Genomic DNA, 15203 nt, shown 5'->3' with positions numbered 1-15203 from the left:
AATATTTTTATACAACTGTGCCGCAATACGAACTGAATGCCGGGGCAGCCATAGGAGCCGGACTGTTGCCATTCTGCATGTCAAATGTATTACTTAGAATAAATATTATTAATAAATATCATTAATGGATAATATTATATATTATATAACCGATTATTCTATATTGCATAATGTAGCAATGGGTTGGTTGCCATGATCCCCGATAATATACTACGCAACAACAGCAGCGGTCTTACGATCAAGATACTGGCGAGCATATGCCTTATTCTCTTAGCGGTATCGGCGATCGCCGCATGGAATACCCCTTCGAAGGGATATGAGCCTTCGATATATAGCTCGACACCCCAGATATTTTGGATATCGATCATCATAAGCATCGCTTCGGGTGTGGCGATCATATTCAGCCAGATCTTTAACCGGGGATATAAGCGCAATAATCGCTGGGCAATAGGGTTTTTATTGATGCTCCTGTGTTTCATTCTATGCTTGTCGGTGTTTATTATCCGGGGTTACTACATGCTGGATGGGAATGGGGATACTTCCACGCACATCGGGTACATCAACCAAATACTCCGCGATGGGCATGCGCCGAACGGCTTATTCCAGAGTGACCTGATATATCCGGTCATCCACTTTTATACGGCCGAACTATCGCTGATGACCGGCCAGGGCATCATGCCGCTACAAAATCTTATCCCGCTGTACCTGGCACTGCTTTTTATTGGATTCATGTACCTCTTCATCCACGGTTTCCTGAATAATAAGGGCATGAGCATACTCGCGCTGATGTCAAGTTTCCTGATCATAGCGGATTATTATAATCCGTTCTACCTGGGGTTCATACCCTATATACTGGCTAACTATTTCTTCCCCCTGGCCATATTCGTGTTCTTCCTCTGGAAGAGGGACCTGAGTTGGGGCATATTATCATTACTGTTACTTTTAGTAAGTGTACCGTTTCACCCGGTCCTGGTCATCGGACTTATAGCGACCTTGGCATTGGTCTGGTCATTTGAGAAAGTGCTGATCGGCCTTAACCGTTTCAAACCGCTCGGCATAAAGAATATCGACATGCTGAAGAAGGTGCACATGCAGCCGCAAATCGTGCTCAGCCTTAACCTCTGGTTCCTTCTCTGGATCAGCAGCTTCCAGGTATGGGATCATACGCTCGCCAACGTGATGAAACTACTGGAGTTCGGCGGGCCTACGCAGATGACGGGCGTGCTAACCGCGGCGAGTAAGGCGCCGGTTCAGGACCTAGCAGTATACATCTCAAAAATTGAGCTGAGCATAATCGCGTATGTGGCCATCGCCCTCATCGCGCTGCCACTTATAATCCGGCATATGCTTAAGGAAAAAAAGATCGGTTACCTGCTCCTGTTGTATGCCCCCTTCACCGCATTCTGCGCGTTGATACTCGTGTTCTACTCGCTAAACCTGGGATTCTCGCCGACGCGGCTCATATTCTTCATCTTTATAATTTGCACGGTCTTCGTCGGGTTCCTCTTGTATAAGGTCATAAGCGCCATCGGCACTTTAAAAGGGCGCGTTATACCGCTCCTTTGCCTGGGGCTGTTATTGGCCTTCATGGTGGGTTTATACGGAAATGGCATACTAACACTATATCCCTCGCCTTATACGATGCAGCCCAACATGGGTACGACGAGGCAGGATGTACAGACAATGGGATGGCTCCTGAGTGATCGGCCCTTGAATGTCAGCATCACAAGCATACAAACCCCGCCATACCGGTATGCTGACATGCTTATCTCGGTCGATGATACATCGCAGTTGCTCCCCAGAGTATACCCATCTACCTATAAAGAAAACAATGTGAACCTGAGCCTGCCCTACCACTTCGGCTACCTTAATGGCACATCATTGGCAAGCGCCTTCAATTTCGACACATATGTCCTGCTGACGAATAAGGATAAGAGCATATACATCGACGTTTTGCCGGATATGGCACAGTATAGGTATACGCTCCAGGATTTCAGCAACCTGGAAAACGATGCCGGCTTGTTTAAGCTATATTCGAGCGGCGAGGACGATGTGTGGCTGACCAATCATAAGTCGACGCCTTACCTGGGTAATAATGGCTGAAGATTAACTTTTCGCAGGCGATGGGCATTAATAGGGCTATCGCCTGCAAATGACCGCAAAAAATTAAACCTTGATTTTGATTATCGATTCCATAGCTTTCACTAGTTTCATCGGCAGCGAGTAATCTTTGTGATAGTTATATCTCGTCACGATCTCTCCCCCAAAGCTTCTTTTAAAAACATTGATCCGTTCTTTCTGGATATCGCGTACTTCGCCCGTGTAGTATCCACCCCAGTCATAAATTTTCATGCCAGTCCTCTTCGCGTAGATAATCGACTCCCATATCATCAACTTATTAGCATTGGCGATCTCTTTCTTTTTCTCATTCGAGGACTCCAGGCGCTTCGAGCTCGTGATCAACTGCATCATGGTCCTCTCATCGCTAAGGCAGAAGAGGCCGCTGAGGATCTCGCCATTATACTCGGTGACGAATAGCGTCCCGTACTTTTTCATGAAATCTATGCTCGGGTCCCATCGGGCCAGGCCTTTTTCCTTCCGGAACGCGCGGTTAATCTCGGAGAACTCCTCATAGTGTTGGTTTACTTTTATTGTAACTTTCATTTTTTTTGCACGATTAATAGGCTTTCTGCAATTGGTTTCACTCATATCTTTCCAGAGCTCTTGCTCGCTCTTTGAGAGGTCCATGATAATCGTAGTGGACTCGGACCGGCGAAAGCCGGGCCACTCCATCATCTTATCGCAGTTCCTGAAAATTACGCAATCGTAACCCCTCACGTCGTATAGGTGATCGCTGAACCAGATCTCCTTGTATTTTAACAGTATCGGCATTATTTTCAATTCAGTTTCCAGCAACGAGATCACCGGTCCTATAATAACGATTGGTCAACCACGTCATGATCAGGAATGTGGCCAGATAGGATAATATCAGGGCGATGACAGCTCCTCGGATGCCCCATACCGGTATGAGGACTAGGTTCAATACCAGGGCCGCCACGGCCAGGATTATCCCGCCTGCGCTGCTGATCTTCACGCCCCGATCGCTATCGGTGTTCAATATCCAGCCGTAGAGGTTCTGTATAGACTGGCTCACGCCAGCTACGGAGAAGAGCAACACCAGGTCAAGGTACGTCGTATATTGGTTCCCGTAAAGAAACAGTACCACGATCTCCGAGAAAATGAGCATGGGAATACCGAGGATAACAATGAAGGGTAAAAGCTTGAAGAACATGGTGAAGATCGGGCCCTTATCATTGTATTGTGAAGCCGTGGGGAAAAAGACCGTGATAAAAGTGCTTATCATCAGGGAAGTCACGCTGATGGCGGCCAGGCTGTATGCACTGTATATGCCGAGGTCATGTGGCGTCATGTAGATGTGTATCAAAACCTGGGAAATGTTGGAATAGACCGTGTATGACACGGCACCGACCACACAGATTATGCTATATTTAGTTAGCCGGAATAACCAGGACCTGTCGATCTTTAAGACCAGATATTTTCGAATCAATAGGAAAATGGCTGCGCCCGTGACGCCATATGAGATGAAGATGGGATACAAAATGGACTGGAACGTGATCGGCCCACCGAGGACGGAGATGAGAAAGATTGCGAGTACCAACGCCGCATACGCCACTTGAAATATGGAGTACAGCTTCATCTCCATCAAGCCCCTGATGGTATTCATGTTGAGCAAATAGAACGTGTATAATACCGCGAACATGATGGCCAGCATCAGAAACTCGGGGAGGATATTGAAGGCCTTCGATAGGTCCTGCATGAAGGTCAGGCATACGGCGATCGTGGCAAGCGTGAAGAGGAGCGTCATGATATACGCCGAGGAGACGGTCTTCGAGATCGTCGCATAATCCTTGCTCTCCGGAAGAAACTTAGCGATGGTCGTGTGATACCCCATGATCATCGGTAGTCCGATGAAGGCGGCTATGGACTGGATCAGCGTATACTTACCATATTCGGCAGGACCGAGTAACCTCGCCGCCAGGATATTGAATATGGCTAACAGGACGATGCTAGGCAGCGCACCCGAAACAACGTACGTCAGGTTTTTTAAAAATAATAGGAAGTCTTTGTTCAAGTCCTTATGAAAAACAAACCGATAGGTGCGGCTGATCGCGGCTAGTGTGATGTATTTGTATTCCACGATGTGATTCTCCTTGGCAGGACCTTTTTCTCCACGAACGTGTGTATCAAATCTCTGTTGATGCCCAGGACATACGGGGTCAGGCTCGTCTTCACGGTGTGCTCGGGATAATCGCCGACCTCTGAAATGAACTTGAAATTAACCTTGTGCTTCGATATGAACCATAGCAGGGAGTCCATGTTATTTAAAAAATATGAGTCGTTCATGCAGGGAGAGTGAAGGCATATATTGAATAATGGGGCTCCTTGGCGGTAGTATTCTTTAAAACAGGCTTTTAGCCACCCCAGTCCCAGGATGGGCACCACCTCGGGATTCACGTTCTCCCGGAGCAGTGTCTGGGATGTCGGAACGATCAGCAGCGGCAGATCACCACGTTTCTGGTAATTATCCTGATGGGGATGATATGGCAGGCATATACGTTTCAGTTCGGACCAGTCGTACACGGACGGCCTGAATCGCAGAAGTGTTGAACAATCGTATGCGAATCCCGCCTTGATCAGCGCTTTAATCGTGTCATTGTTAGCGGACCATAGGCCGGATACAAAGGAGCGGGGTTCCACGCCAAAAAAGTCCTCAATGCGATCTTTGCCTGCTTTGATCATGCCAAGTTGCTCCTCATAGGCGTAGTTTCTCAGTCCCGGCGAGTTGATCGATTGTTTACAATGGTCTCTCAGATAGGCGTCGCCTATGCACCAGTGCTCGCCAAGCTTATCGTACTCGGTCCAGCCGGGATGTACGTGCAGCCCGATCTCATGCTTCATGGGCTTCGGAAAATGCTCTACTACTTCGGGCATCACGGCAAAGGTCACCTTTGCGCCATATTTATCGGCGAGCTTGATCAGGTTGGGAACACCGACGCTAACGCCGTCGATGGCATTCTTCGTGTATGAAATCTCCCGATTTATGACATGTCCGAATTCCGTGTGGCATACGATGGTTACATCCATAGCGGCATCTTACCTATCGGTTTTCATATAATATATTGATTAAATATTATTATCTTACTATATAAGTATTTACATAGTTACCTGATCCAGTAGATGCCAATAAGGTAGAGACTACCTGAATCATCGTTTATACTAATTCCATGCTAATATATCACGATAAAATTCATATTTGCTTTAATATCCGGGCATATTTTTCCACTGTAGCGCCATAGCTGAACTCACGCTCGACCAGGCGCCTACCGTTCACGACAATCTCTCCGGACGCATTACTATTTAATGCCCTGATGATGTCGCCCGAAATGTGATTGGGCGCATTATCCGGCATGATGAAGCCGGTCACGCCATCCTGGATGAAGTCCTGGATCGCTCCGACAGCCGTAGCCAGGAAAGGCGTACCACAGGCTAGGGATTCTATCATAATGTTAGGCAGCCCCTCAGTGTACGAAGGCAGGACGAGGAGCCTTAAACCATTTAGGTATACGGGTAGAAGGTCATGCGGCACCCATGGGATCATGGTAACTTGGCTGCTTAGCCCTTGCTCGTCCAGATAGCCTTTAATCTTTTCCGATAGTGGGCCCTGGCCAATGATCAGAAACCTCACGTCATTCCGTGCTTTCAGCACATCGGGGATCGCATGAACGAACTCCAGTACGCCCTTCTCTTCGCTCAGCCTTCCGACGTACCCGATGACCGGTGGTCTGGATGCATAGGCTTCCCGTATACTGAACAGGCCGAGGTCCAGGAAATGTTCGTGCGCGACTAATACCTTCCCCCCATAGCTCTTTAGTTGCCACTCGCTAATTAAGTTCGGAGAGTAAAGGATAATGCGGTCCGAGAGCATATACGACGCCTTTTCGAGGAGCACAAAAGGGTAGTAGAGTAAACTTTTCTTTCGCATATAGGCTTCGCAGGTGCGGCCACCGGGGAATGAGATGATCTTCATCCTGGGCCGAATCAGTTTCATCAGGACCATGGACAGGACCAGGTTGTCGGACAGGAAAAATATGGCAGCCCTGGAGTCATTTTCTCCAATGGCGTCGAGCGCGATACGCACCTGGATGAACAGGTAGTTCAGGGCGCGAAAGACGATATTGCTATTGGCGAATGGGCGCGACACATCATAATGTGCCTCAAGCCCGACAAGAGCTTCGGGATCGCCCAGGTGGCCGATGAACGAGACGCGGGCCAGACGCTTGAGGATACATAGTAGATTTCGGGTGAAAATCTCCGATATCTGCGAGGATGGCCCGGTGATCAGCAGGACTTTTTCCGCCCGATCAGAGGACCGATGTGTAGACCCTATCGATTTTTCTTGCATATCCTTCCCAGGTCCAATCTTCTTCGAGTATCCGCTTTCTGCCGTTCTGCCCCATCTCGGTCATTTTTTCGCCGCTGTCCAGGAGTAAGGCGAGCTTTTCCGCCAGCATGACCGGGTCCTTCGGCCGCACTAGCAGCCCAGTGTAACCATCTTTAACCTGCTCCGGTATGCCGCTCACGTCCGTGGCCACCACGGCGCATCCGCTCGCCATGGCCTCGTAGATTACCGTGGGCCTGCCCTCCGTCCAGGAGGGGAGCACGAACACGTTCGCGAGCGAATACCATTTACTCAACGCTTCACCCAGCCTCTGGCCCTCGAACTGCACCTGCCCTTCGATGCCCAGGCGCCGGGCACGCCGCCTAAGCCCCTCCTCTTCGGGGCCGCTGCCGATGATCACGAACTTACAGTCATTACGGTCGGTGAGCAGCGATATGGCTTCCAGCAGGTCATAGAGGCCTTTTTTCCTCAGGAGCTGTCCCACGTATAAGACAATATGGTGCTCCTTGATGCCCATCTCACGCCTGATCTGTTCCCTGTCCCGCGGCCTGAACCGGCCAGTATCGATCCCAAGTGGGACAAAGGCGAGCTTCGCGTCATCCACCCCCGCCCTGAGTGCCAATTCCCGGATATGGTGGCTAACGCAGACGATCTTGCTGCAGGCGTGCACCGTCCTACGGATGCGGCGGCCGAGGCCGGTATCGCCCGCATAATCCGTGAAGAAAGAGTCGCCATGGATGTCCCCCACGAGGGGAACCCTCCACTTTTCGCAAAGCCCAAGCATCCCGTACGCGTCCGGGTATATATGGTGACAGTGAACGAGGTCTTTTTTCGATATGTGGCCATAGACGTATCGCGATACACAATAGCCGTATAGGTCTCCCGTCACACCGTATAAGAGCTTTTTCGGGACCAGATATGGAAAACGGGGATAATGGACCAATCCCTCTTCGCTCTGCCGCATCGCCGGGATCCGGCACATCTCGTTATACGGAAGGTATTTGATGGGCAGCGATAGGGGCCGGGGCACGACGATCTCAACCCTAACGTCAGGGAGTTTCGAGATGGCCAGGTTCGCGTTCCGGTTCCACTGGGCCCAGGCGTGGTATATGTCCGGGTAGTTTATCGAGACCAGCAGAACGTCGTACATATATTTCACCTTATCCATATAGCATATAACCGAGACAATCCAGTGCCTCGCTGGTCATAAAGAGGTCCGGGTAGTTCGCGAACGGGTCTATCGTGGACGTCTTTATATTGAATATCTTCGATAATACGTTGAAGGGGCCATCCTCAATCCGGTCGCTTTGCCTGCGCCGGGCACACTGGCGGTAGAGCCCATAGCAGAACCGGAATAGCCTATGCCTGGCAGGGAAACTTCCGACCATCGACGATCGGTAGGTCGTATAGGCATCCCGCGGAAGCGTCAGGAAGGAGTCGCCTTCCCAGCGATTCATGATACTCCGTTTATTCTCTATCATCTTTGTAATGGATAAGCCCCTGTTACGGGTGAGATCGCAATAGTCGAACGCTGCGGCGGCGAAAGCGTACGCGCCCGAGAGGTAATATGCGAACATGAGGCCGCTCCGAGACCAGTCAAAGCTGCCGTCCGCTCCCTGGATACTCGCCAGCCAGCCCCCGGCATGGCGTATGGATGACTCAAGCCGGCGATCTCGTATGCATTTCTGCAGCTTGGCCAGGTAATAGATCGTGACGCCCTGGTAGTGCGCGCAGGGCACGTCCAGCGGATAGCGCTCTGGCGTCCCTCCCTCGGACGTTGTGTAGGGGTATGTCCCGTCCGACGCCTGGTGGCCAATACAATTATCGGCAGCCCGTAGGGCTGCTTCCATATATGTCGGGTTGTGATACGCCTGACCATAGTGCGCAAGAAAGGCCCCGCACGAAGCATCCACGTTCAGGTAATCGGCCATATAGGAAGCATTCTTTCGGAAATAGCCGGGGCCGACCTCGGAGCATAAGACATACTCTGCAGCTCGCCGAAGGCTCTGCTCCTGCCGGCCGCTGAGCGAGCCCGCTCGTTTTTTCAAAAGTAGCGTTTCGGCGACGAACGACGTGACCAATGCAGATGGCTTAGAAAACCGGGGGTGCAGTTCATTCCATGAGCCATTATCATTCTGACGGGAGACGAGCCAGTCCACCATTTTTTCCGCCAATAAGTGGTTTCCGCCCGAGCGGATCATGGACTTACAGACCTCCGCTGTGACACGGCATCGATTCAGGTTAAAATATGGGTCATGTACGTAGGCGTAATCACCTTCGACGATAAGGTACTCCAGCGTACTCTCAAGGAGCGAGCCATAAAGTTCTGCCAGGCATGGCCATACTGCGTGCTGATCGTAAGATATCTCCTGCATATCTACCTGCTCGTGTAATTATTTAGGGTACAACCGGATCCATCTGTCCTGGCTTCCATTGAATGCCTTGCTCCCGCCTCGACGATATACTCGTAGAATTTACGGGCGATCGCTTTCCGTTCACAATATTGCGTCACGTATTCTCTCCCTCCACGGCCCATCCCGGCGACTTTTCCCGGATCGTCCAGCAGCTTGCCGATGGCGTCGGCAATGGATTCGGGGACATTATCGGTAATGATACCGGCCTTAGACCTGACCGCGATGTTTACGATCTCGCCTTTGCCGCAACCGACAAATGGGATGCCACACGCCATATACTCGTATACTTTGGACGGTATTGCGTATTCTAAGCTCTCAATGTCCTTTAGAGGCGCCAGCCCCAGATAGGACTCCGAAATCAGCCGGGGGATTTCTTCCCTGGGCACAAGGTCCTTGAAGATAACATAATTGCCCAGGCCCTTTTCCTGGACCAGGCTTTTCAATCGCTCCTTCATATCGCCCTCGCCCACGATCAACAAAAGGGCGCGGTGAGTCCGGCCCACGGTTCCCATGGCAAGCACGGCCGTCTCCAGGTCCTGCGCATAGCCGACATTTCCCGTATAGATGAGCTGCGCGGGTTTTTTTTCTCCCTGTGGGTAGAAGCGCGAGATATCCACGCCGTTGGGCACGACGACTATCTTTTCAGGTTGTAAATGATCATATCGGGCTAGTATCTTCTTTTTAGTCTCCTCGGTCGTTACGCAGATGAGGTCCGTACGGGTGTAGCAAAGCTGCTCAAACAGCCTGCTCAACTTTTCCATGATACTGTCCTTTTTAATGAAGCCCAGGCTAATGGAAGCGTCAATCCAGAGGTCTCGGACATCAATGACCCACTTCTTCCCGAAAACAAGGCCCGGCAATAGTCCCGCCAGGTTGACGAAGAGCGGTGGAACTGACGTAACTATGATATCATAGTTACCCTTGTGCACGAGCGCCCATATGGCCGCATGGACGGCGTATACCAGATAATAGGTGATACGGCTGGCGAAGCCCGGGTCCACCGAAGATGGCTGCCACGTCCACAGGTTGGTCACATCAATCTCTCGCTCGCTCTTTCGGACCCATGGCCTCCACGTCCTCTTGAAAGACCCGAAGGGAAATGTGGGCACAGGGCTGAGTATAGAAATGTCTGCGCCCAAATTTTTCAGGCCATCCGCCATGTCCGATATTCTTGAAGCGTTACCACCGCTTTCAGGCGGGTATAATTGAGTGACCAGGAGGATCTTATTGTTACCCAAGTGCACCGGCTCCATAGATAATAGTTTCACAGGTTACATAGTCCGGCCATGCGTCCGGGCGATCTCGGCCCCCGACATGGTTGAACGTTCAATTGTCGTGCTTCTCATTAACTCGATATGCCCCAACCAGCCTTTAGAGGGGATGAAGTTACAGTTATACGCGTCGTATACTCCATCGAGCTCCCGGCATTTATCGGATATTATCCGTATTCCATCCAGCCCGTCTTTAAAGAGTCCATATTTACCGCCCTCCATAGGATACTTGAACATCGGCATCTTTAGGTAATCAAAACCCATAATGCGACTACAGGTCAGGTCCACCTCCACCGGGTCGTGCCCGGCGACGAGCACTCCGCACTTCTTCGCACTCGGCGTCTGCGGGCCCTCCTTCTCCCCTCCGATGACCCCATCCACGAGAATAAACATCCTTCGCTGGGCCGTATCCCTCATGGTGCCATCCCTGTCCGCGTAAAAGATGATACGGTTCAGGTCATAAATGGTCCGAGGTAGCGTGTCGTTGCCATGCCAGCACCCGTTATAGTACTGGTCGTGGAACGGCAGGGCCAATTTTGAATAGTAGAGGGCATCGCTCAAGGCTTTCAGCGGTATGACCAGGAGCATGTTATCGGTGACCTGGATCTCATCCCTCAGCATCACCGACAGGTCCTTTCGTAAGTCCTTTTGCGCGTATTCGTCGCCGCCCGCTTCGCTCGGACCGGCCCGGTGATGGGGTAGCCAGTCCTTATACCCGTTGATGCCGACCAGGTTTTTTAACGCACACGTCATGCCTGTCTTGTTATGTGTCTTTAACTTCGGAAGGTTAATGATCACGTCGGCGGCCAGCACGCTATTGCCGATGCAATACTCGTTCTTGTCACTATTATGGTGCTGCATCATGACCTCTTTGCTGTAGTTAAATGATCTGAACTTTTTATACTGGCCTATGATCCCGGCATGCGCGGAATCGCCCTTCAGGTCCACGATGGTATAGCCAAGCGGATCGCCTTTCAGCTCTTCATGGACCAGCTTGCCCATCCTCATGTGGCCTACTTCTTTTCGCATATCGACGATGTTGATCTTAACCTCCGCGTTCGCCTCATAATATTCCGCGATACGGTCGATGCCCGTGACCTTTCGCACCTGGTCAAAGTCCGTATCTATGGACGGGGCATCGGCAATGGTGATGGTGCCACGACCCTCCAGCGCCATATAGACGTAGTCCAATACGGCCCGGATTATACACCCCTGGGTGATCATGGCTTCGACGTTATCGACTGGGTTGGCGTGGCCCACGAAGTTCGGCTTAATCGTTATCATATTTCCGGGCCTGATGATACCGCCCAGGGGATTCCAGTCCAACCTGCCGTAATTTCTACTGTCCATCCCCATCTGATGAAAAATATCCCTGATTCGGTCATAAATGCGATTATCCTCACATATATCCGTAAAGGGGTACTCGGGATATCGCCGTGAAGGATGGAACGGCGCTTCCCTGCAATAATCAAGGGTATCGTCTTTTATGATGGCCACTTTCATAGTACCGCTTATGCTCCAAACAATTATATTATAAAAATAATATGCACAATAGGTTATATAATTGTTTTTATGCTATTATTCCATAATTTTATTTTGATCGATGAAGATTACATATTCTATCGTATTTTACAGAAAATAATCACGTATTTATCAAATTTGTATCAAAAAATGATAAATTTTTCTATAATAGAAGAAAGTATTTAATATATAGTGTAATTAGTTCCAAATGCTTACTTAAGCGGAGCAGTATCAAATGCTTTCTTATGAGGAGTTTGCATGAAAAAAGGTATTCTTTCATTAGTTTGTATAGGAATCATATTACTATCGAGCATTTCCATCGCGAGCGCGGGGACTCCTGCCGTGGATCAGGCATCTACAAGCGGCACGAGAACAACCGTAATGAACGATACGGGCTCGGTACAGAATACTGTAGGCACCCAGAGCGTCAATTTGCTACATCGCTGGGTATTTTACCGCGAGGGCATTAGCTCGGCATCCGAACTCCAGACCGCAAAAAACTTAATGGATAGTGCCAAGCAGAAGGGCTATAACGGCTTTGTGTATGCCCAGGCCGGCCTGATGATACTTGATACCCAATCGTCGACATACAAGACCAACCTTAAGGACTTGAGGAGTTACGCGGATAGCATCGGTATGGATTTCTATTGCCAGGTCTTGGCAATAGGCTATGCGAACACCATGCTTTCCCAGAACCCCAACCTCGTGGAAGGCCTCCCCATCCGGAACGCGAAATACCTTGTCCAGAATGGCCAGGCGGCCCTTGTGCCTGAACCTGCGGTCAATCTTCCCGGCGGTAACTTCGAGAGCGCAACGAGTAACAAGTTCTCGGGCTGGGATTCCCAGGATTTCATCGGCACAAAGACGTATGCAGATACCACGACCAAGCATTCCGGATCGCAATCCTTGAAAGTCGTTCCCGGAGGCAGCGTCGTCTACATAACCAAGACGGTGACTGTTTCCCCGTATCGTGAGTATTACCTCTCCTATTACCTGAAAACCTCCAGCATATCCAGCGTTAGCAGCTTGAGGCCCATCATCACCGGCGCTGACGGCAGAGTACTCTACAACACCGGATTTAAAACGGGGTCGACCCAGGATTGGACCCGCATCGATGTCGTTTTCAACAGCCTGAATAACAATAAGATCACCATCAAGCTCGGGGATTGGGGCACGAGCGGCACGTTCTGGATCGATGACGCGAGCCTCACGGAGATCGGCATGACCAACGTCATCCGCCGCCCCGAATGTCCCGTCACAGTAAAGGGTACTGACGGCACCTTATACACGGAAGGCGTGGACTATAACTACATTTCCGACCCGCTCCTGGGCAAATCACCATCCGCCGGCGAATATGATGTATACCACCCGTCGCCCTCCATTGTCCTGACGAGCAACAGCCGGATCAAAGAGGGACAGGAGCTGCGCGTATCGTTCTACGATGCGATCACCTCCTACGGCGGCGCCGCCATCAGCCTGTCGGACCCGACCGCGATCGGCATGTTCCGCAATCAGGTCCAGGCCCTCAACAACCTGATACAGCCCGACGGATACTTCGTGGACTACGATGAAATGCGTGCGGGCAACTGGAATAATGACACGACTATGACCGAAGGGCAACTGATCGCCACGTCGTTCAAACGCGATAAGCAGATGATCAACCAGATCAACCCGAACGCCGAAGTTTTCGTGTGGAACGATATGTTCGACCCCAATATGAACGCCGTGGACAACTATTACTATTGCAACGGCACGGTCGCTGGCTCGTGGAACGGGCTCACCTCCGACGTGACCGTCGTGAACTGGAATGGCTGGGGCCAGAATAGTAGCCTGAATTTCTTCACCAGCCTCGGTACCCCACAGATCCTCGCGGGCTATTACGACGGCAGCGTCTCGATCGGGCCATGGCTCGCGAACGCGCGAGCGAATAATGCGAACGTGGTCGGAGCCATGTACACGACATGGGAGAATGACTACTCACAGCTCAGTAGCTTTGCCGATGCCGCCTGGGGAGGTACGCCCACGGTGACGCCAACGCCTACTGTAAAGCCTACTGTGACGCCCACGCTCACGCCCACGCCTACGGTTACGGTTACGGCTAAGCCTACGTTGACTCCGACTCCTACTGCGCCGTCCCCGGCGCCGTCGGGTGTTAATTTGTTGGCGAATCCGAGTTTTGAGTCGGGTATTTCCCCTTGGAAGTTCCTGGGTGAAGGGACTACGGGCACGTTGACTCAGAGCACGGTTTGGGCTTCTAACGGTACGCATAGTGCCCGGGTGTCTTCCGGTTCGGATAGTAGTGATAACTGGGAGATGTTGTACCAGGGCGATTTGAGCTGGAGTGCGGGTGATACGTTGACGTTCACCTATGATCTGGATGTCACTAACGCGTGCACGGTGGTGACGAAGATCGGGGATTGGAACTCGAACACACTTAACCTGTACGTGGATAATGTCTCGCAGCTCACTCCTGGCGTTTACAAGTCCAGGAAGATAACGGTGACCGCTCCGAGCACCACGAGCGGTAATGGTATGGTGTACATTATATTGAGTTCAAACCCGGTCAACTCGAACATGTACGTGGACAACGCCGTGCTGACCAACAACAAGGCAGCAACGACTCCAACGCCTACGGCAACGGTGACTCCAACGCCCACGCTCACGCCCACGCCTACGGTTACGGTTACGGCTAAGCCTACGTTGACTCCGACTCCTACTGCGCCGTCCCCGGCGCCGTCGGGTGTTAATTTGTTGGCGAATCCGAGTTTTGAGTCGGGTATTTCCCCTTGGAAGTTCCTGGGTGAAGGGACTACGGGCACGTTGACTCAGAGCACGGTTTGGGCTTCTAACGGTACGCATAGTGCCCGGGTGTCTTCCGGTTCGGATAGTAGTGATAACTGGGAGATGTTGTACCAGGGCGATTTGAGCTGGAGTGCGGGTGATACGTTGACGTTCACCTATGATCTGGATGTCACTAACGCGTGCACGGTGGTGACGAAGATCGGGGATTGGAACTCGAACACACTTAACCTGTACGTGGATAATGTCTCGCAGCTCACTCCTGGCGTTTACAAGTCCAGGAAGATAACGGTGACCGCTCCGAGCACCACGAGCGGTAATGGTATGGTGTACATTATATTGAGTTCAAACCCGGTCAACTCGAACATGTACGTGGACAACGCCGTGCTGACCAACAACAAGGCAGCAACGACACCGATCGTGTCACATACGTTAACGCAGACCTCGACAACAGATAATCCTCTGATAAGTGCGCTCAAGCAAGGCTGGGACTTGATATTAAGTACCGTGAGCCATTAATGATGAGGACATCGGGAATTCCCAAAATCGATGTGCCGGCCAATGAGCAAAGGGAAGGAGCATAAAAGCTCTTTCCCTAATTTTTTTTATCTACCTGCGGGAATTCAGACACGGGCGTATCATTCACATAAGCCTGGACTCGGGTATTGAAAGGATGTATTTAGCATGGTGGGCGAACCGATCAATTATTATAGATAT

General features: G+C 51.0%; 10 protein-coding genes. 2 read left to right on the top strand and 8 right to left on the bottom strand.

What is annotated here, in order from left to right; translation table 11 throughout:
- The first annotated feature begins 192 nt into the window (after positions 1–192).
- Positions 193–2103: a hypothetical protein gene (locus tag MCP_RS12895; RefSeq protein ID WP_012901289.1), complete on the top strand. Its 1911-nt coding sequence runs from the start codon at positions 193–195 to the stop codon at positions 2101–2103.
- Positions 2104–2166: 63 nt separating this feature from the next.
- Here the strand turns inward: MCP_RS12895 and MCP_RS12890 are convergent, their stop codons facing one another.
- The 8 genes from MCP_RS12890 to MCP_RS12855 all read right to left on the bottom strand — a co-directional run bounded on the left by MCP_RS12890 (position 2167) and on the right by MCP_RS12855 (position 11522).
- Positions 2167–2916, bottom strand: a complete 750-nt coding sequence (locus tag MCP_RS12890; RefSeq protein WP_128567224.1) for a hypothetical protein — start codon at positions 2914–2916, stop codon at positions 2167–2169.
- Positions 2903–4219 carry an oligosaccharide flippase family protein gene (locus tag MCP_RS12885; RefSeq protein ID WP_128567223.1) on the bottom strand — a complete coding sequence of 439 codons (1317 nt, stop codon included), beginning with the start codon at positions 4217–4219 and terminating at the stop codon, positions 2903–2905. Before MCP_RS12885 ends, MCP_RS12890 begins: the two co-directional genes overlap by 14 nt.
- Entirely contained in the window at positions 4195–5166 is a 972-nt protein-coding gene (locus tag MCP_RS12880) for a polysaccharide deacetylase family protein (protein WP_012901286.1), read from the bottom strand. The genes MCP_RS12885 and MCP_RS12880 overlap by 25 nt, the downstream gene beginning before the upstream one ends.
- 163 nt (positions 5167–5329) lie before the next feature.
- Complete coding sequence (locus MCP_RS12875) at positions 5330–6484, bottom strand: glycosyltransferase (RefSeq protein WP_012901285.1); 1155 nt, start codon at positions 6482–6484, stop codon at positions 5330–5332.
- Complete coding sequence (locus tag MCP_RS12870; RefSeq protein WP_012901284.1) at positions 6444–7631, bottom strand: glycosyltransferase family 4 protein; 1188 nt, start codon at positions 7629–7631, stop codon at positions 6444–6446. The genes MCP_RS12875 and MCP_RS12870 overlap by 41 nt, the downstream gene beginning before the upstream one ends.
- 10 nt (positions 7632–7641) lie before the next feature.
- On the bottom strand, positions 7642–8856 hold the full coding sequence (locus tag MCP_RS12865) for a prenyltransferase/squalene oxidase repeat-containing protein (protein WP_012901283.1): 1215 nt from the start codon (positions 8854–8856) through the stop codon (positions 7642–7644).
- A 2-nt stretch (positions 8857–8858) separates the two neighbouring features.
- Positions 8859–10148: a glycosyltransferase family 4 protein gene (locus tag MCP_RS12860; RefSeq protein WP_128860070.1), complete on the bottom strand. Its 1290-nt coding sequence runs from the start codon at positions 10146–10148 to the stop codon at positions 8859–8861.
- Positions 10149–10166: 18 nt separating this feature from the next.
- Positions 10167–11522 (bottom strand): DUF362 domain-containing protein, encoded by a 1356-nt coding sequence (locus tag MCP_RS12855; protein ID WP_231845084.1) that lies wholly within the window; start codon positions 11520–11522, stop codon positions 10167–10169.
- A gap of 423 nt (positions 11523–11945) precedes the next feature.
- On the opposite strand from MCP_RS12855, the gene MCP_RS15965 reads away from it, so the two are divergent.
- Positions 11946–15005 (top strand): hypothetical protein, encoded by a 3060-nt coding sequence (locus MCP_RS15965; RefSeq protein ID WP_012901280.1) that lies wholly within the window; start codon positions 11946–11948, stop codon positions 15003–15005.
- Positions 15006–15203 lie beyond the last annotated feature (198 nt).

Source organism: Methanocella paludicola SANAE (assembly GCF_000011005.1).
Lineage (GTDB): Archaea > Halobacteriota > Methanocellia > Methanocellales > Methanocellaceae > Methanocella > Methanocella paludicola.
The sequence above is the reverse complement of the archived record's forward strand: the minus strand, read 5'-3'. Positions and strand labels throughout refer to the sequence as shown.